Origin of the sequence: Nonomuraea sp. NPDC049725 (assembly GCF_040674795.1) — a bacterium.
GTDB lineage: Bacteria > Actinomycetota > Actinomycetes > Streptosporangiales > Streptosporangiaceae > Nonomuraea > Nonomuraea ceibae.
Map to the genome: position 1 here is coordinate 410,527 of NZ_JBFANJ010000004.1, position 25,832 is coordinate 436,358.

27 protein-coding genes are annotated in these 25,832 nt (G+C 74.1%); 19 read left to right on the forward strand and 8 right to left on the reverse strand.

Translation table 11 applies throughout. From position 1 onward, the window contains the following. Position 1: 1 nt before the first annotated feature. From AB0J53_RS13095 to AB0J53_RS13110, 4 genes are all read left to right on the forward strand, one after another. The gene (locus tag AB0J53_RS13095) at positions 2 to 1,462 is read left to right on the forward strand and encodes a SulP family inorganic anion transporter (protein ID WP_219518138.1); all 1,461 of its coding nucleotides are present in this window, start codon (positions 2 to 4) and stop codon (positions 1,460 to 1,462) included. Between the two features lie 27 nt (positions 1,463 to 1,489). Next, on the forward strand, positions 1,490 to 3,088 hold the full coding sequence (locus tag AB0J53_RS13100; protein WP_219518140.1) for a peptide chain release factor 3: 1,599 nt from the start codon (positions 1,490 to 1,492) through the stop codon (positions 3,086 to 3,088). Positions 3,089 to 3,163: 75 nt separating this feature from the next. Next, entirely contained in the window at positions 3,164 to 4,150 is a 987-nt protein-coding gene (locus tag AB0J53_RS13105; protein ID WP_364171642.1) for an aldo/keto reductase, read from the forward strand. 78 nt (positions 4,151 to 4,228) lie between these two features. Further along, positions 4,229 to 4,510: a hypothetical protein gene (locus AB0J53_RS13110; protein ID WP_219518144.1), complete on the forward strand. Its 282-nt coding sequence runs from the start codon at positions 4,229 to 4,231 to the stop codon at positions 4,508 to 4,510. 52 nt (positions 4,511 to 4,562) lie between these two features. Here the strand turns inward: AB0J53_RS13110 and AB0J53_RS13115 are convergent, their stop codons facing one another. The 3 genes from AB0J53_RS13115 to AB0J53_RS13125 form a co-directional block, all read right to left on the reverse strand. Continuing rightward, a complete protein-coding gene (locus AB0J53_RS13115) occupies positions 4,563 to 5,024 on the reverse strand; it encodes a hypothetical protein (RefSeq protein ID WP_364171644.1) in 462 nt (153 codons plus the stop codon). Between the two features lie 85 nt (positions 5,025 to 5,109). Next, positions 5,110 to 5,637 carry a hypothetical protein gene (locus AB0J53_RS13120; RefSeq protein WP_364171646.1) on the reverse strand — a complete coding sequence of 176 codons (528 nt, stop codon included), beginning with the start codon at positions 5,635 to 5,637 and terminating at the stop codon, positions 5,110 to 5,112. A 79-nt stretch (positions 5,638 to 5,716) separates the two neighbouring features. Next, positions 5,717 to 6,442: a LuxR C-terminal-related transcriptional regulator gene (locus AB0J53_RS13125; protein WP_308126214.1), complete on the reverse strand. Its 726-nt coding sequence runs from the start codon at positions 6,440 to 6,442 to the stop codon at positions 5,717 to 5,719. 188 nt (positions 6,443 to 6,630) lie between these two features. On the opposite strand from AB0J53_RS13125, the gene AB0J53_RS13130 reads away from it, so the two are divergent. The 4 genes from AB0J53_RS13130 (at position 6,631) to AB0J53_RS13145 (ending at position 10,624) form a co-directional block, all read left to right on the forward strand. Continuing rightward, on the forward strand, positions 6,631 to 7,848 hold the full coding sequence (locus AB0J53_RS13130) for a sensor domain-containing protein (RefSeq protein WP_364171648.1): 1,218 nt from the start codon (positions 6,631 to 6,633) through the stop codon (positions 7,846 to 7,848). Beyond that, on the forward strand, positions 7,836 to 8,489 hold the full coding sequence (locus tag AB0J53_RS13135; RefSeq protein ID WP_219518151.1) for a response regulator transcription factor: 654 nt from the start codon (positions 7,836 to 7,838) through the stop codon (positions 8,487 to 8,489). The genes AB0J53_RS13130 and AB0J53_RS13135 overlap by 13 nt, the downstream gene beginning before the upstream one ends. Positions 8,490 to 8,597: 108 nt before the next feature. Next, positions 8,598 to 9,740, forward strand: a complete 1,143-nt coding sequence (locus tag AB0J53_RS13140; RefSeq protein ID WP_364171651.1) for a serine hydrolase domain-containing protein — start codon at positions 8,598 to 8,600, stop codon at positions 9,738 to 9,740. 248 nt (positions 9,741 to 9,988) lie between these two features. Beyond that, positions 9,989 to 10,624, forward strand: a complete 636-nt coding sequence (locus AB0J53_RS13145; RefSeq protein WP_364171653.1) for a helix-turn-helix domain-containing protein — start codon at positions 9,989 to 9,991, stop codon at positions 10,622 to 10,624. Here the strand turns inward: AB0J53_RS13145 and AB0J53_RS13150 are convergent, their stop codons facing one another. The 3 genes from AB0J53_RS13150 to AB0J53_RS13160 are packed head-to-tail and all read right to left on the reverse strand — an operon-like array spanning position 10,625 to position 12,650. After that, the gene (locus AB0J53_RS13150; RefSeq protein WP_364171655.1) at positions 10,625 to 11,419 is read right to left on the reverse strand and encodes an ABC transporter permease; all 795 of its coding nucleotides are present in this window, start codon (positions 11,417 to 11,419) and stop codon (positions 10,625 to 10,627) included. Next, positions 11,416 to 12,297, reverse strand: coding sequence for an ATP-binding cassette domain-containing protein (locus AB0J53_RS13155; RefSeq protein WP_357583401.1), 882 nt, complete (start codon positions 12,295 to 12,297; stop codon positions 11,416 to 11,418). The genes AB0J53_RS13150 and AB0J53_RS13155 overlap by 4 nt, the downstream gene beginning before the upstream one ends. Continuing rightward, entirely contained in the window at positions 12,294 to 12,650 is a 357-nt protein-coding gene (locus AB0J53_RS13160) for a hypothetical protein (RefSeq protein WP_364171657.1), read from the reverse strand. The genes AB0J53_RS13155 and AB0J53_RS13160 overlap by 4 nt, the downstream gene beginning before the upstream one ends. Before the next feature lie 57 nt (positions 12,651 to 12,707). Here AB0J53_RS13160 and AB0J53_RS13165 point away from each other — a divergent pair, with 57 nt between their 5' ends. Continuing rightward, positions 12,708 to 13,097 carry a GntR family transcriptional regulator gene (locus tag AB0J53_RS13165; protein ID WP_219518402.1) on the forward strand — a complete coding sequence of 130 codons (390 nt, stop codon included), beginning with the start codon at positions 12,708 to 12,710 and terminating at the stop codon, positions 13,095 to 13,097. Beyond that, on the forward strand, positions 13,094 to 14,128 hold the full coding sequence (locus AB0J53_RS13170; RefSeq protein WP_364171659.1) for a hypothetical protein: 1,035 nt from the start codon (positions 13,094 to 13,096) through the stop codon (positions 14,126 to 14,128). The genes AB0J53_RS13165 and AB0J53_RS13170 overlap by 4 nt, the downstream gene beginning before the upstream one ends. 3 nt (positions 14,129 to 14,131) lie before the next feature. On the opposite strand, the gene AB0J53_RS13175 is transcribed toward AB0J53_RS13170, so the two are convergent. After that, on the reverse strand, positions 14,132 to 15,031 hold the full coding sequence (locus AB0J53_RS13175; protein ID WP_364171661.1) for an NADP-dependent oxidoreductase: 900 nt from the start codon (positions 15,029 to 15,031) through the stop codon (positions 14,132 to 14,134). Between the two features lie 114 nt (positions 15,032 to 15,145). On the opposite strand from AB0J53_RS13175, the gene AB0J53_RS13180 reads away from it, so the two are divergent. The 5 genes from AB0J53_RS13180 (at position 15,146) to AB0J53_RS13200 (ending at position 18,904) form a co-directional block, all read left to right on the forward strand. Further along, positions 15,146 to 15,547, forward strand: coding sequence for a helix-turn-helix domain-containing protein (locus AB0J53_RS13180; protein ID WP_364171663.1), 402 nt, complete (start codon positions 15,146 to 15,148; stop codon positions 15,545 to 15,547). 3 nt (positions 15,548 to 15,550) lie between these two features. Further along, positions 15,551 to 16,501 (forward strand): zinc-binding dehydrogenase, encoded by a 951-nt coding sequence (locus tag AB0J53_RS13185; protein WP_364171665.1) that lies wholly within the window; start codon positions 15,551 to 15,553, stop codon positions 16,499 to 16,501. A gap of 58 nt (positions 16,502 to 16,559) precedes the next feature. Further along, positions 16,560 to 17,270, forward strand: coding sequence for a TetR/AcrR family transcriptional regulator (locus AB0J53_RS13190; protein ID WP_364171667.1), 711 nt, complete (start codon positions 16,560 to 16,562; stop codon positions 17,268 to 17,270). A gap of 78 nt (positions 17,271 to 17,348) precedes the next feature. Then, positions 17,349 to 17,684: a YciI family protein gene (locus AB0J53_RS13195; protein WP_364171669.1), complete on the forward strand. Its 336-nt coding sequence runs from the start codon at positions 17,349 to 17,351 to the stop codon at positions 17,682 to 17,684. Beyond that, complete coding sequence (locus AB0J53_RS13200) at positions 17,681 to 18,904, forward strand: DUF6596 domain-containing protein (protein ID WP_364171671.1); 1,224 nt, start codon at positions 17,681 to 17,683, stop codon at positions 18,902 to 18,904. The genes AB0J53_RS13195 and AB0J53_RS13200 overlap by 4 nt, the downstream gene beginning before the upstream one ends. A gap of 104 nt (positions 18,905 to 19,008) precedes the next feature. Here the strand turns inward: AB0J53_RS13200 and AB0J53_RS13205 are convergent, their stop codons facing one another. Then, a complete protein-coding gene (locus AB0J53_RS13205; RefSeq protein ID WP_364171674.1) occupies positions 19,009 to 19,800 on the reverse strand; it encodes an IclR family transcriptional regulator in 792 nt (263 codons plus the stop codon). 328 nt (positions 19,801 to 20,128) lie between these two features. Here AB0J53_RS13205 and AB0J53_RS13210 point away from each other — a divergent pair, with 328 nt between their 5' ends. The 4 genes from AB0J53_RS13210 to AB0J53_RS13225 are packed head-to-tail and all read left to right on the forward strand — an operon-like array spanning position 20,129 to position 25,826. Then, positions 20,129 to 20,791, forward strand: a complete 663-nt coding sequence (locus AB0J53_RS13210; protein WP_219518427.1) for a hypothetical protein — start codon at positions 20,129 to 20,131, stop codon at positions 20,789 to 20,791. Further along, positions 20,772 to 21,896 carry a hypothetical protein gene (locus AB0J53_RS13215; protein ID WP_364171676.1) on the forward strand — a complete coding sequence of 375 codons (1,125 nt, stop codon included), beginning with the start codon at positions 20,772 to 20,774 and terminating at the stop codon, positions 21,894 to 21,896. The genes AB0J53_RS13210 and AB0J53_RS13215 overlap by 20 nt, the downstream gene beginning before the upstream one ends. Positions 21,897 to 21,918: 22 nt before the next feature. Continuing rightward, positions 21,919 to 23,115, forward strand: a complete 1,197-nt coding sequence (locus AB0J53_RS13220; protein ID WP_364171678.1) for an OmpA family protein — start codon at positions 21,919 to 21,921, stop codon at positions 23,113 to 23,115. Continuing rightward, positions 23,112 to 25,826 carry an ATP-binding cassette domain-containing protein gene (locus AB0J53_RS13225; RefSeq protein ID WP_364171680.1) on the forward strand — a complete coding sequence of 905 codons (2,715 nt, stop codon included), beginning with the start codon at positions 23,112 to 23,114 and terminating at the stop codon, positions 25,824 to 25,826. The genes AB0J53_RS13220 and AB0J53_RS13225 overlap by 4 nt, the downstream gene beginning before the upstream one ends. The last annotated feature ends 6 nt before the right edge of the window (positions 25,827 to 25,832 follow it).

The following is a 25,832-nucleotide window of genomic DNA, read 5'->3' on the forward strand; positions in this document are numbered from 1 at the left end:
CTTGCCTTCTCCCCTTCCGGCGCTGCGGCGCCTGACGCCCCGCGTGCTGCGCACCGAGCTGCTGTCCGGGCTGGTGGTGGCGCTGGCGCTGATCCCTGAGGCGATCTCGTTCTCGATCATCGCGGGCGTCGACCCCAGCATCGGGCTGTTCGCCTCGTTCACCATGGCCGTGGTGATCTCCGTCGTGGGCGGCCGGCCCGCCATGATCTCGGCCGCCACCGGGGCGATCGCGCTGGTCGTCGCGCCGCTGGCCCGGGAGCACGGGCTCGGCTACCTGGTGGCGACGGTCATCGTGGGCGGCGTCTTCCAGGTGGCGCTGGGCGCGCTGGGCGTGGCCAGGCTGATGCGGTTCGTGCCGCGCAGCGTGATGGTCGGCTTCGTCAACGCGCTGGCCATCCTGATCTTCATGGCCCAGGTGCCCGAGCTCACCGGCGTCCCGTGGGTGGTCTACCCGCTGGTCGCCGGCGGGCTGGCGCTCATGGTGCTCTTCCCGCGCATCACCAGGGCGGTGCCCGCGCCGCTGGTGTCGATCGCCATTCTGACCGCGATCACGCTGGGCGCCGGGCTGGCCGTGCCCACCGTGGGCGACAAGGGCGCGCTGCCGTCGTCGCTGCCCGTCCCCGGCCTGCCCGACGTGCCCTTCACGCTGGACACCCTGACCCTCATCGCCCCGTACGCGCTCGCGTTCGCCCTGGTCGGGCTGATGGAGTCGCTGATGACGGCCAAGCTCGTCGACGAGATCACCGACACGCGCTCCGGCAAGACCCGCGAGTCCATCGGCCAGGGCGTCGCCAACATCGTCACCGGGTTCTTCGGCGGCATGGGCGGCTGCGCGATGATCGGCCAGACGATGATCAACGTGAAGAACGGCGCCCGCACCCGGCTGTCCACCTTCTCCGCCGGCGTCTTCCTGATGGCGCTGTGCGTCGTCTTCGGGCCGTGGGTGTCGCAGATCCCGATGGCCGCCCTGGTCGCCGTCATGATCCTGGTCTCGGTCGGCACGTTCGACTGGCACTCGATCGCGCCCGGCACGCTCCGGCGGATGCCGTGGGGCGAGACCGGCGTCATGGTGATCACCGTCGCCGTCGTCGTGGCCACCCACAACCTGGCCGTCGGCGTGGTCGTCGGCAGCCTGGCCGCCCTCGTCGTCTTCGCCCGCCGCGTCGCCCGCCTGGCGGACGTCACCGCCTGCCTCGACCCCGACGGCCACCAGGTCGTCTACGCGGTCACCGGCGAGCTGTTCTTCGCCTCCAGCAACGACCTCGTCCACCGCTTCGCCTACGCCACCGACCCGGACGACGTGGTCATCGACCTCACCGACGCCCACATCTGGGACGCTTCGTCGGTGGCGGCGCTGGACGCGGTGCGGGCCAAGTACGCGGCACGCGGTAAGAAGGTCACCGTCGTCGGCCTCAACGAGCCGAGCGCCGAGCTCCACGACACGCTCACCGTCAGCCACTGACCATACTCTCACGTTAAGGTAGGGACCATGCGGGATGACGTCGCCCACGAGGCCGCGCGACGCCGGACGTTCGCCGTCATCAGCCATCCGGACGCCGGTAAGTCGACCATGACCGAGGCGCTGGCGCTCCACGCGTCGGCGATCACCCAGGCCGGGTCCGTGCACGGCAAGGCGGGGCGGCGCGGCGTCACCTCCGACTGGATGGAGATCGAGCGCGCCCGGGGCATCTCCATCACCTCGGCCGCGCTGCGCTTCGACTACCGGGGCCACGTGTTCAACCTGGTTGACACCCCCGGCCACGCCGACTTCTCCGAGGACACCTACCGGGTGCTGGCCGCCGTCGACTGCGCGGTCATGCTGATCGACGCGGCCAAGGGCATGGAGCCGCAGACCATGAAGCTGTTCGAGGTCTGCCGCCACCGCCGCATCCCGGTCATCACCTTCGTCAACAAGTGGGACCGGCCCGGCCGCCAGGCGCTGGAGCTGCTCGACGAGATCGAGGAGCGCACCGGGCTGCGGCCCACGCCCGTCACCTGGCCCATCGGGCTGCCCGGCAACTTCCACGGGGTGATCGACAGGCTGCGCGGCAGCGCCGTCCGCTACGAGCGCACCCCCGGCGGCGCCACCAAGGCGCTGGAGACCGAGCTCACCCCCGACCAGGCGGACGCCGAGCTGGGCGGCGACTGGCAGCAGGCGAGCGAGGAGACCGCGCTGCTCGACGCGATCGGTGCCGACCACGACCAGAAGGCGTTCGAGGCGCACGAGTCCACGCCGGTGCTGTTCGGCGCCGCGCTGCCCAACTTCGGCATCGGCCGCCTGCTGGACGTGCTGGTCGAGCTGGCCCCCGCCCCCGCGCCCCGGCCCGACGTCGACGGCGTCGCGCGGGCGATCGACCAGCCGTTCTCCGGGCTGGTGTTCAAGGTCCAGGCCAACATGGACCGCGCCCACCGCGACCGGATCGCGTTCGTCCGCGTGTGCTCGGGCCGGTTCGAGCGCGGCATGGTGCTCACCCACGCCGCCACCGGCCGCCCGTTCGCCACCAAGTACGCCCAGAGCGTCTTCGGCCAGGACCGCACCACCATGGACGAGGCCTTCCCCGGCGACGTCGTCGGCCTGGTCAACGCCACCGCGCTGCGGCCCGGCGACACCCTCTACGAGGGCGCGCCGGTGACCTTCCCGCCGATCCCCAGCTTCGCGCCCGAGCACTTCGCCGTCGTACGGGCCCGCGACTCCAGCAAGGCCAAGCAGTTCCGGCGCGGCATCGACCAGCTCGACGGCGAGGGCGTCATCCAGGTGCTCCGCTCCGACCTGCGCGGCGACCAGGCGCCGGTGCTCGCGGCGGTCGGGCCGATGCAGTTCGAGGTCGTCCAGCACCGGCTGTCCGCCGAGTTCGGCGCGGAGATCAGCCTCGACCGGCTCGACTACACGCTGGCCCGTCGCACCGACGCCGAGTCGGCCGAGCTGCTGGCCCGCCAGCGCGGCGCCGAGGTGCTGGTCCGCAGCCACGACCAGGCGCTGCTCGCGCTGTTCTCCGACCGGTGGCGGATGCGCTCGATCAAGGCCGACCACCCGGGCATCACGTTGCACGCCCTGATCGCCGACACCGCCCACGAAGCCGGATTCTGACTTGACCTGGAGTTCGCTCCAGCACGCACACTCCTGACCGGGCCCAGTTCTGGCGGCCCGGACTGGAGAGAGATCATGAAGCACCGGACGATCGGCACCGACCCCGCGACCCGCCGTGACGTGAGCGTGCTGGCGCTCGGCGCGATGATGTTCGGGTCGACGATCGACGAGAGGACCTCGTACGCGATCCTCGACCGCTACGTCGAGGCGGGCGGCACGTTCATCGACACCTCGAACAACTACGCGTTCTGGGCCGACGGCGGCCAGGGCGGGCAGAGCGAGGAGCTGCTGGGCCGCTGGCGGCGCAGCCGCGGCGTCGGCTCGGAGATCGTGATCGCCACCAAGCTCGGCGCGCGCCCGCTCGCGCCCGGCACCAGCTACGTCGGCAACGCCGAGGGCCTGTCCGCCAAGACGATCCGCGAGTCGGCGGAACGCAGCCGCGAACGGCTCGGCGTCGAGCGCATCGACCTGCTCTACGCCCACATCGAGGACCGGACGGTGCCGCTGCGGGAGACCGTCGAGGGCTTCGGCGAGCTGGTGGCCGAGGGCACGGTCGGACTGCTCGGGGCCAGCAACCACGCGATCTGGCGGGTGGAGCGGGCCCGCGCCCTGGCCGCCTCCGCCGGGCTCGCCGGGTACGAGGTGCTGCAGTATCAGCACAGCCACCTGCGGCCCCGCTTCGACATGCCCGAGTCCATCTTCGAGGACGGCAGCCTCGGGCACGCCGGCGCCGAGCTGCTCAGCTACCTGCGCGCGGAGCCCGGCCTGACGCTCGTCGCCTATTCGCCGCTGCTCGGCGGCGCCTACACCCGGCAGGACAAGCCCGTCCCGCCGGACTACGACCACCCCGGCACCCCGGCCCGGCTCGCCGTGCTGCGCCAGGTGGCCGAGGAGACCGGGGCGAGCGTCAACCAGGTCGTGCTCGCCTGGCAGATCGGCCACCGCTTCCCGGTGATCCCGCTCGCCGGCGCCTCCTCGCTCGCCCAGCTGGAGGAGAACCTGGGCGCGGTGAATCTGGAACTGACCACTGACCAGCGCGAGCGCCTCGATTCGGTCCACTGATCCGCCCGGCGCGAGTGATCGGCCCCGTGACGGGGCATGGATCTCCGGATCGGATCACTTGAGCGGAGGGAGATCCAGATGGACCAGCGGGGCAGCCGGGCCACGCGTGACGCGCACGAGGAAACATCTGCTCACGTTCGCTGCACGCCCCCGCCCGCCAGGCAACTCTTCGAGATCGCCGTCCTCGACACGACCGCTGAGGACGGCCGCCCGTACTGGCACACGATCGGCTGGGGCATCGACCGGGTCGAAGCCGACAACATCGCCGAGACGTACGTGAACCGCCCGTCGTGTCCCTACGACGCGGCCCGGATCCGGCACAACGGTCACCTGGTCGGGCTGCACCGCCGGCAGGCGTAAGCCAGGCTCGCCACCGGGGAGGTCCCGGCCCTCCCCGGCGGTCCCTGGACGGTCATCGCCTGGACGGTCCTCGCCTGGTCGCCCGCGCGTAGGACCAGGCCGTGGCCGCCAGCAGCGCCGTCACGGCGAGCATGGCGACGCCGTGATACCACTGCCAGCCCACGCCGAGGCCGATGAACCCGTCCGCCGCGACGATCGCCGCCCCGGCGCCGACGCCCAGCAGCGCGCAGCCGAGCACGGCCAGCATCAGCGGCCGTGGTACCCGGCGGCCCACCCGCGTCACGGTCAGCAGGACGAGCGCCGCCGCCAGCACCCCGGTCGCGACCGCGGCCCACTGGGCGGTGGTCACGTCCATGACCTCACTGGTGTAGCGCTCGTACTCGCCCGGAGGCACCGCCGGGCCGCCGGGGAACCCGAGCCGGCCCTGCGCGGCGTAGACGGCCTTGCCCGCGGCGTAGCCGAGGAACAGCACCGCCATCACCCAGGCGGGCCAGCGCACCTGATGTCGTTCCATGACGCCCAGCATGCGCCCGGGGCGGCCTGCGGGGACTCCCGCCCGCGAGTGAACGCGCTCCCCTGCACGGGGGAGTGCGGGGGAGTCACGCCGGGACGGCCCGCCGCCCGCGCCAGGCGAAGGTGAGGCTGCCGGCCAGGAGCACCACACCCGACAGCACGCCGCTGACCAGCGGCACCCACGTCACCGCCGCCGTCGCGGCCATCACGAGACCGGCGACCCCGAGCAGCGTCAGGGCCGCCCCGGGGGCCGCGATGCTCCAGTCCTTCCAGATCGGCGCCAGCGCGACGAAGTGCACGCCGACCACGAACGCGATCCAGGCCACGTTCGTCTCCACCGGGCGCTCCAGGGCGGCCAGCACCCGCAGCCCGCCGAAGAGCAGGATCGCCTCGGCGAGCACGACGACCAGGTAGCCCCGGCCGAACATGGGGCGCTGCCCGCCGCCGTCACGGCCCTCCCTCCGCGCGGTCGCGAGCCACAGCACGAGGACGGCCGCGGCGGCCAGGCAGGCGACGACCCGCAGGACGGTCACGGCCGGCGTGCTGAGCGGGCTCTGCGCGTTGACGACGACGAAGACCGCGCCGAACACCGCGCCCACCAGTAATCCAGTCATACGCTGCATGCCGCTCATCCAACTGGACGCCGGACGCCGCGCACACGGGGCCTGGGGCGAGAACGGGGTAGGCCTGGCCCTACCTGACCGCCCCGCGCAGATAGGCCAGCACGGCGAGCACCCGCCGGTTGTCGTCCTCGGAGGCGGGCAGCTCCAGCTTGGCGAACACACTGGCCACGTGCTTGCCCACGGCCGCCTCGGTGATCGACAGCGCGCGGGCCACGGCGCTGTTGGAGCGCCCCTCGGCGATCAGCGCCAGCACCTCGCGCTCGCGCGGGGTCAGCCGGTGCGACGGCTCGGTGACCTCCCTGGCCCGGGACCACGTCCGCTCGAACAGGTCGATCAGGGTGGCGATCAGGCCCTGCTGCCTGATCGCCAGCGCGCCGGGCGAGTAGGCGACGGGCGTGATCCGGACGAACGCCACCGAACGGTCGAAGATCAGCAACTGCTGCAGCGGCTCGTCGACCACCCGGTGCAGGTCGCCGGCCGCGTGCAGCTCCCGGATGCGGGCCGCCTTGCGCGGGTCGTCCAGCACGCTCGCGTGGACGATCGTGCGCATCGTCATGCCCTGCCGCAGCGCGTCGAGCACGCTGCGCCTGCTCAGGTGCTCCTGGCGGCCCTGGCTCCCGGTGCCCACCGGGTGCATCGCGCGCAGCTCCCCGGCCGTGCGGGCGACCTGCGCGATCTGCTGCCGGACGAGCTCGCTGTCGTCGAGCCGCTCGACCTCGACGGGGATGCCGCGCAGCTCGCCCACGACCTCCTGCAGCCGATCCGCGAGCTGGGCCAGGGACACGCTCTCTTCCACACGATCCTCCGCCGCCGAGAATATCGGCCGCGGCGCAGGAGTCAGCCGGCCCGGTGGGGGCGCCGTGTTCAGCGTCCGGATACGACATGTGGCGACAGGGCAGGCTGTACTCTCGACCGGTGATCTGACTCGTAGGCAGGAGCTGAGCGCGGATGCCGACCCACTCCACGGCCCGACCGTGGGGCGTGTTGACCCGGTCCCGTGCTGCCCTGGACGCGCTCGAACACCTCGTCGGCGGGCTCGGCACGGCGACGCTGGCGCTGCTCGCGCTGATGGGCCTGGCGGCGACCGCGGTGCTCTGCGCCGTCGGCGTGGGACTGCTCCTGGCGCCCGTCGCGCTGCGCGGGCTGCACGGCGCCGCCGGCCGCGAACGCGCCAGGCTCTCCCGCCTGGGGCCCGAGTTCGTCGGCCCCGGCAGCCCGCCGGCCGGGCTGCGCGCCGAGCTGGCCAGCCCGGTCACCCGCAGGGAGCTCTGCTGGCTCGCCACCCACGCCTCGCTCGGGCTGTTCCTCGGCGTGGCCGGGCTGACGCTGCCGTTCAGCGCCGTCCGCGACCTCGCCTTTCCCCTGTACGGGCACCTGCTCCCGCCCGAGGAGATGGCCGGGGCGGCGATGGGGCTGTGGATCGCCGACGACCTGCCCGGCCGCCTGGCCGTGGCGGCGCTGGGCGTCGGCTGGCTGGCGCTGTGCCTGCTCCTGCTGCCCGGCATGGCGCGGCTCCAGGCCTGGCCGGGACGGCGGCTGCTGGCGGCCGACGCGGACACCGACCTCGCGCTGCGCGTCGCCCAGCTCACCGCCACCCGCGCGGCGGCGCTCGACGCCCATGCCGCCGAGCTGCGGCGCATCGAGCGGTCGCTGCACGACGGCACCCAGAACCGGATCGTCGCCGTCACCGTCATGCTCGGCGTCGCGCGCCGCGCCCTGGACCGCGACCCGGCCATCGCCGGTGAGGTGATCGACCGCGCCCAGGACGCCGCCGAGCAGGCGCTCGCCGACCTGCGCGCCGTGGTGCGCGGCATCCTGCCGCCGGTGCTGGAGGACCGCAGCCTGGCCGACGCGCTGACCGGGCTGGCCGCCGCCTGCCCGGTGCCGTGCCGGGTCGACGCCGACCTCCCGGCCAGGTGCGCGGCGTCCGTCGAGGCCACCGCGTACTTCATCGTGGCCGAGGCGCTCACCAACATCGCCAGGCACAGCGGCGCCCGCCAGGCCACCGTCACCGTCCGGCGGACGGCGGACCTGCTGCTCCTGCGGATCACCGACGACGGCCGGGGCGGCGCCGACGACCGCCACGGCACCGGGCTCGGCGGCATCCGCCGCCGGGCCGAAGCACACGACGGAACCTTCACGCTGACCAGCCCTCCGGGCGGTCCGACCACCCTGGACGTGAGCCTGCCATGCGGATTGTGATCGCCGAGGACGACCCCCTGCTGCGCGAGGGCATGGCGCTGCTGCTGCGCGCCGAGTCGCTCGACGTGGTGGCCACCGCGGAGGACCCCGCCGGGTTCCTGGCCGCCGTGGACGAGCACGGGCCGGACGTCGCCATCGTCGACGTGCGCATGCCGCCCACCCACACCGACGAGGGCATCGCCGCCGCCGTCGAGGCCCGGCGCCGCCGCCCCGGCCTGGCCGTGCTCGTGCTGTCGGCGTACGTGGAGCAGGCCTTCGCCACCGACCTGCTGGCCCAGGGCAGCGCCGGGCTCGGCTACCTGCTCAAGGAGCGGGTCGGGCGGGTGCAGGAGTTCCTGGTCGCGCTGCGCCGGGTGGCGGAGGGCGGCACCGCCATCGACCCGGAGGTCGTCGCGCAGCTCCTGTCGCGCAGCCGGCCGGACAACCGGCTCGAACGGCTCAGCCCGCGCGAGCGCGACGTGCTGGCCCTGATGGCCGAGGGGCTGGGCAACGCCGCCATCGCCGAGAAGCTCGTCGTCACCGACGGAGCCGTGCACAAGCACATCCGCAGCATCTTCGCCAAGCTCGACCTGGCCCCCACCGACCGCACCGACCGGCGCGTCGCCGCCGTCCTGCACTACCTGGAGAACGGTGAGCGGTAGGGCCTGCCGTACCCGTCGGACTCCAGCGTGCGGGATCGACCACGCCCGGCCCCCGGCGGCAGGCTTGACGGTGTCACCACCACATGCCGTCAAGCAGGGAGCCCGTCCATGTTCCACCCCACCGTGCGCCGCCGGCTGGCCCTGGCGGCGGCCGCCGTCGTCGCGCTGACCGGTCTCGGCGCGGTCCCGGCGGGCGCGCAGTCCGCCGACCGCGTGCAGAAGAGCCTGGACGCGCTGACCGACGACGGGTTCCCCGGCGCGCTCGCGTCGGTGCGGGACCGCGACGGGCGCACCCGCGACTACACGGCCGGGGTGGGCGACCTGAAGACCGGCGCGGCGGTGCCCGTCGACGGGCAGGTGCGCATCGCCAGCAACACCAAGATGTTCACCGCCGTGGTCGTGCTGCAGCTCGTCGGCGAGGGCCGGATCGAGCTGGACGCGCCCATCGAGAAGTACGTGCCCAAGCTCGTCCGGGGCAGGGGCGTGGACGGGCGGAAGATCACGGTACGCGAGCTGCTCCAGCACACCAGCGGCCTGGCCGACTACGACGACCTGCTGATCAAGGACTACTTCGCGATCCAGCACACCCACTACGAGCCCCGTGACCTGCTCGACGCCGCGCTGACCGGCAAGACGGCCAAGGGCTGGAGCTACAGCAACACCAACTACGTGCTGGCCGGGCTCATCGTGCAGAAGGTCACCGGGCGGCCGATCGGCGAGGAGATCACCCGGCGCGTCATCAAGCCGCTCGGCCTGCGCAAGACGTACTGGCCAGGCGTCGGCGAGCAGCGCATCCGCGGGCCGCACCCCAAGGGCTACTTCGCCGCGAAGCCGGGCGACCCGTACGCCGACGTGAGCGTCATGGACCCGTCGATGGCCTGGGCCGCCGGGCAGCTCGTCGGCAGCCCGGGTGACCTCAACCGCTTCATGCTCGGGCTCATGGACGGCAGGCTGCTCAAGCCGGCGCAGCTCAAGGAGATGAAGAAGACGGTGGCCGCGCCCGACTTCGACACCGCCGGCGGGGCCCGTTACGGGCTCGGCCTCGCCACCTTCAAGCTGAGCTGCGGCGGCTTCGCCTGGTCGCACGGCGGCTCGGCGCCTGGATACGCGACGAGCAACGGCGTGACCGAGGACGGCAGGGCGGCCACGGTCGCCGTCACCGCGCTGCCCGCCTCGATGCCCGCGCTCAAGCGCCTCGAAGCCGCGCTCGACACCGCGCTCTGCTCGGCTCAGGCCGGGCGTACGCGGTAGAGGGCCGCGAACAGGGTGGCGAGCAGGGCGGCCGGCCGGAGACCGTAAAGCTCCAGCCGGGGCCGCCCGCTGACAGCACCGCCGCCCCGGCCGCCCCGGCGAGGCTGCTGCCGACGACCCGCACGAGGGCGTTGACGCAGCCCGCCGGGGCGGTCCTGGCGGGCGCGACGTGCTCGACGGTCATCGCGCCCAGCGCCGCCAAGGAAGCCCACGAGTTTCTATATGTGTATAGAAAGTAGCATGGCGGCATGCGTACCGGACGGCCGCCGAAGATCTCCAGGGCCGACATCGTGGCCGCCGCCCACCGGGTCATCGAGGAGGACGGCGTCGAGAGCCTGACCATGCGCCGCCTGGCCCGCGAGGTAGGCAGCACCGCGATGGCCCTCTACCACCACGTGCGCGACAAGGAGGAGCTGCTCCTGCTGCTGCTCGACGACTACGCGGCGAGCCGCCCCAGGCCCGCGGAGCTGCCGGAGGAGCCGCGCGAGCGCGTGGTGGCCGTGGCGACGGCGATGCGCGAGGCGCTGTCCGGCTGCCCGTGGATCGTGGACGTGCTGCGGGCGGACGACCTGCTGTCCGTGGGCGCGCTGTGGTATCCGGAGCAGATCATCGACGCCGCCGTGGAAGCCGGGCTGACGACGGAGTCGGCCGTGGACGCGTACCGGATCATCTGGCACTACACGGCGGGGGAGCTCGGCGGGCGGGCGGCGGCGCGCAGGCGGCGCGCCCAGGGCGGGAGCACCTACCGGGAGCGGGTGTTCGCCGAGCTGGACGCGGAGGAGTTCCCCCGGCTCGCGGAGGTGGGGCGGCGCTGGGAGGAGCTGACGGCGAAGGACACCTACGACCGGGGGCTGCGCGCGCTCGTCGGCGGGCTGCTGCCGTAGCTACGCGACGTCGCGCCGCAGCGGCGCGGCGACCGCGATGGCGATCGCGACCAGGGCGTAGCCGACCAGCACGGCGCCGCCCGCCGGCGCGGACAGCAGCGCGGTGGCGGAGCCGCCCGTCTGGTCGGCGACCGCGTCGGCCAGGTAGGTGAAGCCGGTCAGCGCGGAGGTGGCCCCGCCCGGCAGCCACGGATAGATCAGCTTGACGCCCGGGATGAGCATCAGCGTCGTCTCGATCATGTAGAAGTACGCGCCCACGACGGCCAGCGCGGCCACCTGGTTGCGCAGCAGGGCGCCCACGGCGACGCCGAGCAGCGTGTAGACGGCCATGGTCAGCGCGATGCGGCCCAGCAGGGCGAGCACCGTCGAGGCGGGCAGGCCGAGCGTGACGCCCTTGAGCGCGGCCGCGCCGAACAGCGCGCCGCCCGCGACCGCCGAGGCGGCCATGCCGTAGACCAGCCCCGCGCCGGTGTAGACGGCCAGCTTGGCGGCGAGCCAGGTCCACCGCCGGGGCGCGAACAGTGTCGAGGTGGTGATCGTGCGGTGCCGGTGCTCGGCGGCCACGGCCACGGTGCCGAGCAGCGCCGGGGCGAACACGGTGAAGCCGAGCAGGCCGAGCAGCACGCGGGTGCCCTGCTCGGTGTCGAGGCCGGGCATCGGCGGGTTGAAGTTCTCCGGGCCGACCAGTGCGAGCAGGCCGACCAGCCCGCCGCTGGCCAGCGCGGCCAGCAGCCCCCACAGCCAGAGCCTGGTGGCGGCCAGGCGGGTCCATTCGGCCGACAGCAGCGCGGTCATCGGGAGCCTCCGGTGAGGTGCAGGAACGCCTGTTCGAGGGTGGGGCGTTCGGATGTGATCTCGTGCAGCGCGACGCCCAGAGCGGTCGCCGCGGCGGCCACCTCGGCGGCGTCCAGGCCGTGGACGCGCAGCGCGCCGGGCGGTCCGGGCTCCACCAGGACCCCGTCGCCCGCCAGCCCGCGCGCCAGCCGCTCGGCCTCCGGGGAGCGCACCAGCACCGTGGCCGGGCCGTACAGCTCGCCGATGGGCCCGGTGCTGACCAGCCGCCCCTGGCGGATCACCACGGCGTGGTCGGCCAGGTGCTCGACCTCGCCGAGCACGTGGCTGGAGACCAGCACGGTGCGGCCCTCGGCGGCCAGCTCGCGCAGGAACCGGCGCAGCCAGGCGGTGCCCTCGGGGTCGAGGCCGTTGCCCGGCTCGTCGAGCAGCAGCACCCGGGGGTCGCCGAGCAGCGCGGTGGCCAGGTTGAGTCGCTGGCGCATGCCGGTCGACAGGGCGCGGGTGAGGCGGCCGGCGAACGCCGACACCCCGGTCAGTTCCGCGACCCGGTCGGCCCGCGCCGTGCCGTACCGGCCCATGCGGGCGTAGACCCGCAGGTGGTCGCGGGCGGTGTGCGCCGGGTGGAAGCCGGCGCCGTCGAGTGCGGCGCCGACGGTCGCGGACGGCGCGGGCAGGTCGGCGTAGCGCCTGCCGCCGAACAGGGCGGTGCCGGCGGTCGGCGTGACCAGGCCGAGCATCATCCGCATCGTGGTGGTCTTGCCGGCGCCGTTGGGCCCGAGGAAGGCGGTGACGGCGCCGGGCGGCACGTCGAAGCTCAGGTCGCTGACGGCGGTCACCGTCCCGTACGTCTTGGTCAGGCCGCGGACCTCGATGTTCACGCCGTCACCGCCGTCAGGCGCCGCAGCAGGTCGTCGGCGTCCGGCAGGCTGAGGATCAGCTCGTCGTGGCCGGCCACCCGGTCCGTGAGGGCGATGCGCAGCCCGGGGACGTCGTGGCGGGCCGCGACCAGGCGCTTGACGCCGTCGGACGACGTCCACGTGCCGATCTTGACGAAGCCGCTGACGAGCAGGCCGAAGTGCGTGCCCCGGGCGGCCGCGAGCGGCCGGTCGAGTCGGTGTGCCCCGGCGATGGCCGCCAGCGGGACGCTGACGACGGCGGTCCTGGTGAACAGCCGTGCCCAGGGGCTGAAGCGCACGACCAGCGTGTCCTCGTGAAGGTGGGCCTGGATCATGATCTGTCCTCCTCGCTCTATCTGTTCTATTAGTTGTATATCAGATAGAGTGTGGGTGTGCACCTGATCCTCGACCTCGACAGCGAGGTCCCGATCTACCAGCAGATCCGGGACCGGATCGTGGAGGCCATCGCCGGCCGGGAAGCCAAGGAGGGCGACCCGCTGCCCTCCACGCGCCAGCTCGCCGCCGACTTCGGCATCAACTTCCACACCGTGAACAAGGCGTACGACCTGCTGCGACAGCAGGGCGTGATCCGGATCAACCGCAAGAGCGGCGCCGTCGTGCGCCGCGACCCCGACAGCGGGCCGCCCGAGGCCCCCTTCACCGACGAATGGGAGGAACGCATGCGTGTGCTGCTGGCCGAGGCCACGGTCCACGGCCTCGACCGGGAGGACGTGCTGCGCCGGTGCGCGGCACTGCTCGACGGCTTCGGGGGCGCGCCATGATCGCGCTCGCCGGCCTCGTCCTGATCACCTGCCTGACCCTGGCGCTCCCGGCGCTCCCCAGGCCCATGCTGCCGTTCGGCGTGCGGGTGCCCGTGGAGCGGGCGGGTGATCCCGTCGTCGTCACCGAGCGCCGCCGCTACAACCGCGCGGTCGTGGCGGTGTCGCTGCTCGCCGTCCCGGTCCTGTTCCTGACGGGATGGGCGGAGGCGGTCTGCACGGCGGTGGCCGTCGTCCACCTGCTGCTGTTCGGGCTGGCCCACCACCGGATCCGGGCCGCCGCGCAGGCCGGGGCGTGGGCGGCCGGGCGGCGCGCGGGCCTGACCGTGGACACCACGTTCCGCACCGACCCGGTCCGCGTGCCCTGGCTGTGGGGCCTGCCCGCCGTGGCCGTCCTGCTGCTCACCGCCGCCGTCGGCCGGATCGGCGGGGCCGCGACCTTGGAGCCGGTGCTCCACCAGCTCGCGGTCACGCTCCTCGTGCCGCTGGTGACGATCGTCGTGCTGCGGGCCCGGCCCGACCTCGACGCCGCCAGGCCCCGGGGCTCGGCCCGCCGCTACCGCGTCTACCTGCGCGGCGTCGCCACCATGACGCTGCTGTCGGCCGCCTGTCTCAACCTGACGCTGTTCGCCGGGGCGCTGCGCCTGTGGGGGTTCGTCCCCGGCACGCCCGTCTGGCAGGTGGCCACGTACCTGCCGCTCGCCGCGCTGCTGGCCGGGTGGGTGATCTGGGAGACGCGGGTCGGCCAGGCCGGGCACCGCCTGCCCGCGCTGCCCGGCGAGGAGCAGGAGGACTCCGGGCTCGGGCAGCGCGACGACAACCGCCACTGGCACCTGGCCGGCACCGTCTACGCCAACCGCCGCGACCCCGCCCTGCTCGTGCACGCCCGCGTCAGCTCGTCCTCCTGGACGCTCAACCTGGGGCACCCGGTGGCCTGGGTGCTGCTCGGCGTGCTGGCCGCCGTCCTCGTCGTGGGCGGCGTGCTCGCGCTGTCGGGCGTCATCGACCTGCCCGAGAAGCGCGGCTTCCTGTAGTGCTCAGGGCACCAGGACCAGCCTGCCGCGCAGGCCGCCGCGGTCCAGACGGGCGTGCGCGTCCCGGACCTGCGCCAGCGGGTACGTCGCGGCCACCCGCAGCCGCAGGCGGCCCTCGTCGGCCAGCCTGACGAGCTCCGCCAGACGCGCGCCGTCGGGGCGCACCTCGATCGCGCCGGTCCGGATCCCGCGCACCCCGCCGGGCTGCGCCCCGGGAATCACGCCGGCGTACGCGCCCCCGTCCCGGACGAAGGCCAGCGCTGGCGCCCCGATCACCGCGGCGTCCACCACCCCGTCGAACGACGCGGCCGGGTCGTCCGTCGCGGAGCGGGGCAGGAAGTCGTCGGCGCCGAACGAGCGCACCAGGTCTTCGTCGGCAGGGGAGGCCATCGCGGTGACCCGGTGCCCGGCGATCCGGGCCAGCGCCACGGCGTAACCGCCCAGGCCGCCGGCCGCGCCGGTGACGAGCACGGAGGCCCCACGTTCGAGCGCCAGCAGGTCCACGGCCTGGGCCGCGGCCAGCCCGTTGAGCGGCAGCGTCGCGGCGTGCGCGCTGTCGGCCGACCGGGGCGCGGCGGCCACCGCGCCCGCGTCCAGCACCACGTACTCGGCGTGCGAGCCGAGCGGCTTGACCGGCCCGTAGACGAGACCCACGACCGCGTCGCCGACGGCGGGCCCGGTGACTCCCGTGCCCACGGCGTCGACCGTCCCGGCCAGGTCCCAGCCGAGCCCGACCGGCCCCGCGTCGCCGAAGGCGCCGGCGCGCACCCCGGCGTCGACCGGGTTCAGCGCGGCGGCGGCGACCTTGACGCGGACCTGGCCGGGGCCGGGCTCGGGCACCGGCACCTCGACGATCTCCACGGCTTCCGGCCCGCCGAAGGACTTCACGATTGCCGCACGCATGTGTTGCTCCCCTGTTCGCAGTGACGGTCTGTCCGCCTGCTGCGAACGTAGGGGGTGTTACTCTCTTTCGGTAAGTACGCACCCGCAAGTGCGTACGGGACCCGGAGGTGCGCCATGGCAACCCGGACGGCCGCCGAACGCCGCGCCGACGAGCGTGTCGCGTACGACGCCTACCTCAAGGACTGCCCGACCAGCCAGCTGCTCGACCGCATCAGCGACAAGTGGGTGAGCCTGATCCTCAGCGCGCTGCGCGAGCAGGGCGCGATGCGCTACAGCGACCTGGGCCGCAAGATCCCCGGCGTGAGCCAGAAGATGCTCACCCAGACGCTGCGCTCCCTGGAGCGTGACGGCCTGGTCGCGCGCACGGTGACCCCGGCGGTCCCGGTGCGCGTGGACTACCGGCTCACCGAGCTCGGGGCCAGCCTGAGCGGCTTGATCGTCGCGGTGAAAGAATGGGCCGAAACCCATATCGACCAGGTCAGAGCGGCTCGCGAACAGTACGACGCGGAGGAGTAGGCCATGCGCGCTGTGGTGATGGACCGGCTGGGCGGGCCGGAGGTGCTGCGCGTCCGCGAGGTCCCCGACCCGGTGCCGGGGCCCGGCCAGGTGCTGGTGGCCGTCGCGTACGCGAGCATCACGTTCGTCGAGACGCAGGTGCGGGCGGGCACCGGGCCCGCGGCCGGGTCGGCGCCCGAGCTGCCGCGCGTCCCCGGCAACGGCGTGGGCGGGCGGGTGCTGTCCGTCGGCCCGCAGGCCGACCCCGCGCTGGCCGGCACGACCGTGGTGACCACGACGGGCGGCACCGGCGGCTACGCGGAGCTCGCCGTGGCACGCGCCGACGACCTCACCCAGGTCCCGGCGGGCGTGTCGCTGCGTGACGCGGTGGCGCTGCTGGCCGACGGCAGGACGGCGGTGCTCGTCCACCGGCAGGCCGAGGTGCGGTCGGGCGAGTGGGTGCTGGTCGAGGCGGCCGGCGGCGGCGTCGGCAGCCTGCTGGTCCAGCTCGCGGCGGCCGCCGGGGCCAAGGTGATCGGCGCGGCCCGGGGGCCGGGCAAGGCCGGACTGGTGACCTCGCTGGGCGCGCACGCCTACGTGGACTACTCCGAGCCGGGCTGGGAGCGCGCCGTCGCGGAGCGGTCCGGCGGCGGCGTCGACGTGGTCTTCGACGGGGTCGGCGGCGAGATCGGCACGCGGGGCATGCAGGCCGTGCGGCCCGGCGGCCGGGCCTGCCTGTACGGCATGGCGTCAGGCTCCTGGACCGAGCCGGCCGCCCACGTGACCGTCGTCCCGCGCGGCGTGCCCACCCCGGCCGAGATCCGCGCCCTCGCCGAGGAGGCGCTGGCCCACGCCGCGGCCGGGCGGCTGCGCCCGGTCATCGGCCAGACCTACCCGCTGGACGGGGCCGCCGAGGCGCACCGGGCGATCGAGGCCCGCGCCACGACCGGCAAGACCCTGCTGACCGTGGCTTAGAGCCGTTAAGGAAACATAGATGCCATAGACTGGGGCGGCTCCCCTGAGGAAGGTGACGATGTCCACACCCACCACCAGCCGGCGGGAGAGGCTGCGCCAGGCCACCCTCGACGAGATCCACGAGGCCGCGCGCAAACTGCTGGTCGAGCAGGGCACGGCCGCGGTGACCATCAATGCGGTGGCCCGCGAGATCGGCATGAGCGGCCCCGCCCTCTACCACTACTACGCCAGCCACGACGAGCTGGTCGGCGCGGTGACCGCGGGCTTCTTCCGCGAGCTGGCCGCCGCGATGGAGCAGGCCCGCGACGCCCACGCGGGCGAGCCGGTCGCCGTCCGCCTGATCGCCGCCTGCCGCGCCATGCGCGCCTGGGCGGTCGGCCACCCCGCCGAGTTCGGCTGGATCTTCGCCAGCCCGATCGCCCCGCCCAACCTGCGCCGCGACTCCGTCCGCCACCAGGCCGCGACCCGCTTCGAGCAGGTCCTGCTCGACCTGACCGTCGAGCTGTGGCGGACGCGCCCGTTCCCGGTGCCCGCCGACCTGCCCGGCTCGCTGCGCGACCAGCTCACCGCCTTCTCCGAAGGCATCGGCGGCGCGCTCCCGCCGGAGGCCGTCCACGTCTTCCTGTCGTGCTGGATCAGGCTGTACGGGCTGCTGTGCATGGAAGTCCTGCACCAGCTCGACTTCGCCTACACCGACCTGGAGCCCGTCTTCGAGGAGTGCCTGCGCGACCTGGCGGGCATGCTCGCCCTCGACCACCCGGGCGGCTGAAGATTTTCCCGGCCCACCTGTCCGGAAGCGGCGCCCCCGTTCGTCACCCTGGTGAACGCACGACCGAAGGAGCGCACGATGAAGTACATGATGTTCGTCTGCAGTGACGCCGAGCCCGACACCGACCGGTCCGACTGGCCCGACGTCGACGTCTGGGTGGCGGAGAACGACGCCCGCGGCAGGCGCGTACGGGGTGCGGTGCTGGCCCCGGAGAGCGCGGCGACCACCGTCCGGGTCCGCGCCGGCGAGCTCATCCTCAGCGACGGCCCGTTCGCCGAGACCAAAGAGGTGATCGTGGGCTTCGACCTGCTCGAATGCGCCGACCTGGACGAGGCGATCGAGGTCGCCCGCACGCACCCGATGGCCCGCGCCGGACGGCTGGAGCTGCGGCCGTTCGCCGAATTCGAGCAGTGACGGGCCGCCTGGGCCGCCTGGATCGCCTTGAGGAGGTGGCCGCCGACGCCTACGGGCGCATCGTCGCCACGCTGATCCGCGTCACCGGCGACTGGACCCTGGCCGAGGACTGCGCCCAGGAAGCGCTGGCCCAGGCCGTGCAGCGGTGGCCACAGGAGGGCACACCCGACAATCCCGGCGGCTGGCTCATGACGGTGGCGCGCAACCGCGCGATCGACGCGCTGCGCCGCGCCACCGTCGAACGCCGCAAGCTGGCGGAGCTGGCCGCGCTCGCACCGGACGAGACCGGCCCGGGCGACGGCGGGAAGGAGGAGGTCGTGGACGACCGGCTGAGGCTCGTCTTCACGTGCTGCCATCCGGCCCTGGCCCTGGAGTCGCGCGTGGCGCTGACGCTGCGGACCGTCTGCGCGGTGCCGACCGCGGACCTCGCCCGGGCCTTCCTGGTCACAGAATCGGCGATGACCCGCCGCCTGACCAGGGCCAAGACGAAGATCGCCGACGCGGGGATCCCGTACCGGGTGCCGAGCGGCCCGGCGCTGGACGAGCGGCTGCCCGGCGTCCTGGCCGTGCTCTACCTGCTGTTCACGCAGGGCTACAACGCCGACGGCGACCCCGCGTTCGCCGACGAGGCGATCCGGCTCGCCCGGCTGCTGCGCCGGCTCATGCCGGGGCGGCGCGAGGTGCCGGCGCTGCTGGCGCTCTTCCTCCTGCAACACTCCCGCCGCGCCGCCCGCCGCGACGCTGATGGCCGCCTCGTCCCCCTGGAACGGCAGGACCGGACCCGCTGGGACCGGGCCGCGATCGCCGAGGGGCTGGCCGCGCTGGCCGACGCCGACCAGGACGGCCCGTACGGGTTGCAGGCGCGCGTCGCCGCCTGCCACGCCACCGCGCCGACGGCCTCCGCCACGGAGTGGGCGGAGATCGCCCGCTGCTACGACGCGCTGTCCCGGCTGCGCTCCACGCCCGTGGTCGAGCTCAACCGCGCCGTCGCGCACGGCTACGCGCACGGACCGCAGGCCGGGCTCGCGCTGCTGGCCCTGGCCCGGGAGGGCGGCGCGCTCGACGACCACCCGCTCGCGCTCGCCGCGGAGGCCGACCTCACCGCCCGGAACGGCGACCACGCCCGCGCCGCCGACCTGTTCCGCCGGGCGGCGGCCGTCGCCCACAGCGACCCGGAACGCCGCGCCCTCCTCGACCGCGCCGCCGAACACTCCCCCTGACCGGCGGGGTCATTCCCGGGGGCGGAGTCGGTGGGGCCGCGCGCTCCTCAACCGCGCCGCAGGGCACTCCTCCTGACCGGCGGGGTCACTCCGGAAGGCGGTGGTCAGAGGCCGTCGAAGGGGTGGTGGAGGGGGAGTTTGCGCAGGGCGCGGGAGATCTGGAGCGCCGCGGGCCGGAGCGCGTCGAGCAGACCGTCGGGCTCGCGCGACCGCACCTCCACGAGCACCGAGACGGCGGCCACGACGACGCTTTCCGTGCCGTACTCGAAAACGGGGAACGCGTAGGAGTCGACGCCCAATTGGCGTTCCTGGTGACAGGTGGCGTAACCGCGTTCGCGAATACCGGCCAAATCCTCTCGCAAACGCTGCGGAGAGGTGATCGTGTGACAGGTGTAAGCGGTCAAGTTCCGGCTGAGAATTCTTTTCCGCACGTCCGCCGGTGAATAGGCGAGAATGGCTTTCCCGACGCCGGTGGCGTGCAGCGGGAGGCGTCCGCCCACGCGGCCGACCGGTTTGACGGGAAGGCTCTTGGAAAGCCTTTCCACCAGCAGCGCCTCGTCACCGGCGGGCATCGCGAGCAGCACGTGTCCTCGGGTGATGTGATAAAGGTTCTGCAGGAACGGCATGGCGACCTCGCGCATGATGGAGGCGCGCGGGCAACGGGTGCCGATCTCCCACATGAGTTTGCTCAGCGAATATCGCCCCGACGGCGACTGGACGAGCGCGCCGTGGGCCACGAGGTCCTGCAGCCAGCGGTGGGCGGTGCTCGACGTCATGTTCGTGCGGTCGCAGACTTCTCTCAGCGTCAGTTCGAGCTGGTCGCCGGTGAAGGCCCGGAAGATTGACATGGCCTTGCCCGCGGCCGACGTCCGGGGGCCCTTGCCGTTCCCCGTCATTGAGTCTCCACTCAGTCCCGATTCGCGTCCTGATCCGCATCGTCCCAGGTGGGCCAGTGCGTTTCCCGCTGGGCGGGATCGTACTTCATGTGCGGCTCGCGTATCACGCATAGTGTTCCACACGTATACGTGAAGTTGCTTTTCACCCGATCGGGCCATATGCCCTATTTGGGAATTATCTGGCGGGAGGTTCCGGATGGGGGAATGGGCGGATCCGCCTGCCAAGCCGATCCGTTACGGGTTCTTACTCCGGTTGTGGGACGCCTATCAGGGATTCCGGGACGGGCGCCGCCGTATTCCGGCTATCGGTGAAGCCGAAAAGGCCGTCGTGGTCACGCCGAAAATCGAATACCTGCGTCATCTCGCCCGCGACCAGATCGACCACGAGCGCGGTGCCTGGCTCGCCCGCTCCGGCGCCCTGCGCGCGAGGCTGGCCGAGGCCCGCGAACGGCGGCAGGCGGCCGAGCACACGGCCCGCGTCGCCCGGCTGGCCTGGGTGGAGGCCCGCACCTGGGTCCCGGACCCGGACGAGCGGCGGCTCGCGGAGACCATCAGGGACGGGCGGCCCGGCTCCCTGGTACGGGCGCGGCGGCAGGCCGACCACGCCAGGCGGTGCGCCGCCGCCGAGACCGTCTGGGCGGCGGCCGAGAGCCGGCTCGCCGCGGCGGTCCGCGAGGTGGAGGCGGTCACGCAGGAGCTCGCCCGTGCGGAGGCGGGCAACCGGGCGCGGGTCCGGCGCATCCACGAGTTCACCAGCCGGCGCGTGGCGGCGTACCTGCAACAGCTCGTCCGCACGCACCCGCGCGGCCCCGAGCTGAACGCGCGCCTGGACCTGCTCGCCCCCGAACTGCCCGCCTGGGCCGAGGAGGACCGTCCCGAGCCGCAGGCGCACGACCACCCGCAGACGGACGCGCACGAGCGCCGCCCGTGGGTGAACGGACATGTACGTACACGAGGAGGAGAGGTCCCGGATGGCACGATGGCGCCCTAGGCGCGCGGGCGCGCCCGAACCCGGCCCGTTCGTCCCCCCGGACGTCGACGAGGAGGCCGCGCGCGCCGAGATCACGTCCCTGGTGGAGGGGCTGGCCCCCGGCGGGGTGGACGAGGCCACAGGGCATTCGCTCGACAACCTGGTCAACGCCATGTCGGCGCGCTGGGAGCAGGAGGTCCAGGCCGAGTACGCGGCCTACTGCGCGGAGGCGACCACCCGGCTGGGCGTGGCCGACGCGGCGGTGGCCGGGAGCCGCCCCGCCGAGGAGGACGCCCGCGAGCGGCTGGCGGACGCCCGCGCGGCCCTGGACGCGGCCCGGTCGCGGCTGTCCCCCGGCGGGGAGGCCGGCTGGGGCGCCCGGGGCCACGCGGACCCGGCGCTGATGGCGGGCCGGCCGCTGGGGCCGCTGCTGCTGCACGCGGCGGCGCTCGCGGCGGCGGTGGCGGCCGACTGGGCGGCGTTCCTGGAGGTGGTGAAGCTGCTCATGCGCGGTGAGGGCGACGTCGTCACCTCGGCGGTCGTGGTCGGATTCACCGCGATCGTGATCTATCTGGCGCATGCCGCCGGGTGCATGTTCCGCGACATCCGGGCCGGTTCGGCGGGGGTCAGCCTGCCGCTGGCCGTGCTCTGCGTCCTGGGGTGGGCCGCGTTCGGGGCCGCCGCCTTCCTGGCCCGCCTCACGATCACCGCGCGACGCCCGGCGTTCGGCGCCGAGGCCCCGCCGGACGACGGCGGCGCGCTGATGCCCGCGCTGTTCTTCCTCGCGTTCTTCGTCGGCACCGGCATCGTCGCGGCCGTCGGCGCGTATCTCACGCACAACCCGCTCCGGTCGGCGTACGGCAGGGCGGCGCGCGTACACCGGCAGGCGCTCGGGGCGGCCGCGGCGGCGGCCCGCGAGCTCGCGCTGGCCGAGGCGGCCCGTTCCGCGCACGCCAACCAGCTCATGGCCGCGCGGCAGCGGCTGCTGCACGCGCTCCAGGTCCGGCTGGCCCTCGCCGAACGGCTCAAGCAGCTGGCCAGGGTGCTGATCGCACAGCACGCCCAGGACCCGGCCGTCACCGACGCCATCCTCGAACCCGACCTGCGGCCCTACGCCTGGCAGTAGAGCCCGTTCACGGAAGACACCGATGCCTGCATCCATCACCCGTATCGCCGCCGCCCTGCTCGCCGGCCTCACGCTCACCGCCTGCTCGGGCAGCTCGGGCAGCCCGGGAAGCGAGGGCAGCTCGGGGAACGCGGCGGCCTCGCTCGGCTGCGAGCTGCCCGGCGGCGGCCCGCTCGCGCTCGCCGTGGGCGCGCACGCGAACGCCCCGGAGCCCGCGATCAGGTCCGAGGTCGTCGACCTGATGCGGCGCACCGCCAAGGCGGGCCACGACATCTCCGTGATCCGCCTCGACGGCACCCCGGAGGTGGTCTTCGACACCGAGTTCGCCAGCGACGCGGGCAACGACGTCGCCCTGGAGGACGACGTCAACGCCTACCTCACCGAGGTCGAGCGGACTCTCGGCGCCGGCGCCCGGGCCAAGGCCCCCGAGGTGGACGTGCTCACCGCGCTCTCGCTCGCGGCGGACGCCACCGGGCCCGGCGGCAGCGTCGTGCTCGTCGACCCGGGGCTGCAGACCGTGGCGCCTCTCGACTTCCGCGAGGTGATCGACGCCGAGCCGGCCCAGGTGGTCGCGTACCTGCGGGACAAGAAGCTCCTGCCGGACCTGACGGGGCGTACGGTGCTGCTGTCCGGGCTCGGCTACACCGCGACGCCGCAGCCCGAGCCGCACCCTGGGCTGCGCCGCAACATCGTGGCCATCTGGCGCGAGATCGCGCGGGCCGGCGGGGCCGCCTGCGTCGCCGTGGACGCCAGGCCGAACCACCACAAGGCCGCCACGGACACCCCCGCCGTCACCGTCGTCGTGCCGCCCGCCGTGCCCACCACGTTCACCGCCTGCGGTGAGGCGGAGCTGAGCGAGGGCAACCATGTCGGCTTCGAGCAGGGGACGGCGACCTTCCGGGAGCCCGCCGAGGCCAGGAAGACGCTCGCCAACCTGGCCGCCACCATCGGCAAGGACCGGCTGAAGGTCCGGCTCACCGGCAGCACCTCGGCCGAGGGCGGCAAGGCCGACAACCTTCGCCTCTCGCGCGAGCGTGCGGAAGCGGTCAAGCGCGAGCTCGTCGCGCTCGGCGTCCCCGACGCGGACATCGCCACCGAGGGCCGGGGCGAGCAGTTGCGGGGCCGCGCCGACGACCTCGCCCCCGACGGCACGCTGCTGCCCGGCCCGGCCGCCCGCAACCGCAAGGTCGTCGTCCGCCTCGCCTGCCCGGCCACATGACGCCGATCCGATACGGCCCGCTCGCCCGCGCGACCGACTGGTACCACGGCTGGCGCGACGGCCGGGCCGAGATCCCCTCACCCGTGGCGGGCGGCGAGCCGGACCGCCCGGTCACCACCCCGCACCGCGACGCCCTGATCCGGCGGGCGCAGGACGCCTTCGAGCACGAACGGCTCCGCTACGAGGCCGTGCGCGCCGGGATCCTGGCCCGCCGGGCCGTGGCCGCGTCGCTGAAGCCGCAGGCCGAGGAGCAGGCGGCACGGGCCGAGGAGCGGCTGGCCGCCGTCTCCGCGCCCCTGCCCGACGAGGAGCGGACCCGCCGCCGCCTCGGCGAGGACGGCCGCGACGAGCGCGTCGTCGTCATCCGGCGGCTGCGCGAGCAGGGCAGGCGGGTCCGCGCCGCGCGGGCGGCCGCCCGCGACGCCCAGGCGGAGCTCGCCACGCTCGACGGCCGGATCGCCGCCGCCTCCCAGGATGCCGACGGGCTCCTGCGCGCGGCCTCGGCCCGCGTCCGGCGCGTCCACGAGCACACGCAGCGCAGGCTCGCCGGTTACCGGCGGCGGCTGGCGCGCACCCACCCGTACGGGGCGTGGGTCAACGACGTGCTCAGCTCGCCCGCGCCGGAGATCCCCGGCTGGGCGGTCCTCGGCCCGCCGCCCCCTCGCCGGGCGCCGCGCCGGACCTCGGGCCCCCAGCCTGAGGAGGAGCCGCCCGCCGAGGAGCCGCCGCCGTCGATCCCGCTCGGCGACGTCACGGTGTTCGGCTCCGACCCGGCCGCCGACGTGGTCCTCGACGCGGTCTCGGCCGCCCCGCGCCACTTCACGCTGCGCCGCGAGGGGGCGCTGTTCCGGCTGACGGACCACGGGTACGGGCACGGGCCGTTCATCGCCGGGCAGCCGGTCAGGTCGGCGACGCTCGGGCCCGGCGACTGCTTCGACTTCGCCGACCACCGCTACCGCATCAGCGCCGACGGGACCGGCCTGTCGGACCGGCCGCTGGGCGGCTGCGCGCTCGTCGTCTCCGGCGTGTACGCCAAGAGCGGGGCCAAGTCACGCCTGACGAACATGTCGTTCGTGCAGCGGGACGACACCCTGCTCGCCATTCTCGGCCCGTCCGGGGCGGGCAAGAGCTCGCTGTTCGCGGCGCTGCTCGGCGAGCTGGAGACCGAACGGGGCGAGCTGTTCTTCCTCGGCCTCGACCTCAGGACCCATGCCCGGCAGATCCGCGACCAGCTCGGCTTCGTGCCGCAGGAGATCGAGCTCTACCAGACGCTCACCGTACGGCGGCTGCTGGCATACTCCACCTGGCTGCGCAGCCCGTGGCGGCGGCCGGAGCGCGAGCGGCGCGTCACCGAGGTGTGCGCCAGGCTCGGGCTCGGCGAGCAGATCGACCAGCTCGTCTCCACGCTCTCCGGCGGGCAGCGGCGGCGCGTCTCCATCGCGCTGGAGCTGCTCACCCGGCCGAGGCTGCTCATGCTCGACGAGCCCACCTCCGGGCTCGACCTGGGGATGGACCGCGAGCTGATGACGCTGCTGCGGGACTACGCCGAGGACGGCAACACGGTCATCGTGATCACCCACGCGACCGAGCACCTGGACCGGGCCGGTCAGGTCCTCGTCGTCGTCCGCGACGGGCGGCCGGTCTACTCGGGGCCGCCTGAGCAGGTCAGGCCCGCTCTCGGAGCGGCCGGTTACGCCGACCTGATGAGGTCGCTCGCCGACGACCCGCTGCCCGCCGCCCAGCGCTACGCCACCGGCACGGCGGCCGCCGAGGCGGAAGCGGAGGCGACCCGGGCCGCCCGCCGCGAGCCCGCCGGGCGTCCGGGCGGGGTGCGGCCGCGGCGGCGGGCGGTGCGGACGTTCGCGCGGCAGCTCGTGGTGCTCGTGCTGCGGCAGGTCGCGTTGCTGGTCGCACGCGGCGCGTCGCGCAACCGGGGGGACGACGACCGGAAGGCGGCCGAGTGGGCGCGCCGGGCGGCGGTGGCGCTGATGCCGCTGCTGATCGCCGCCGGGTCGGCGGCCCTGGCCGGGCTCGTGGCGGGGGAGTCGGGGCTCGGCGGCGTGGCTGCGCCGACGGCGCTGAGCCTGCTGACCACGCTCTGCGTGCTCAGCGGCCAGGCGCTCACCTACAGCGAGATCGTCGCGGACTACCCGATCATCCGCAGGGAGCGCCGCACCGGGACGCCGGCCCTGGCCGTGATGCTGTCGCGCTGGCTCGTCCACGCGGTGGTCGCCGTGGCGCAGGCGGTGCTGATCACCGTGGTGTTCCTCCAGGTGAGAACCGGGCCCGCGCACTCGCTGGTGTTCGGCCCGGCGGTGGAGCTGGCCGTGAACCTGGCGGCGCTGACCGTGGCGTCGATGTCGCTGGGCCTGCTCATCTCGGTGGCGGCCCGGCGGCTGGAGCAGGCCGTCGCCCTGGTGACCGCCACCTCGATCGCGCAAATCGCGCTGAACGGCGTCACAGCCGACCTGTCCGGCAATACGCTGCTCACCACCGTGGCCGCGCTCCTGCCCGACCGCTGGGGGCTGGCGGCCGCGGCGTCCTCGCTCGGCCTGCGCGAGCTGGGCGCGCCCGGCACCCCGGCCGACGCGCTGTGGCGGCACGACCTCGACCAGTGGCTGTTCGACCTGGCCGCGCTCGGGGTCGTGACGTTCGCCTGTTTCGCCGGGGCCACGTTCTGGCTGTCCCGGCGCCTCACCAAGAGTCACTGACGGGAG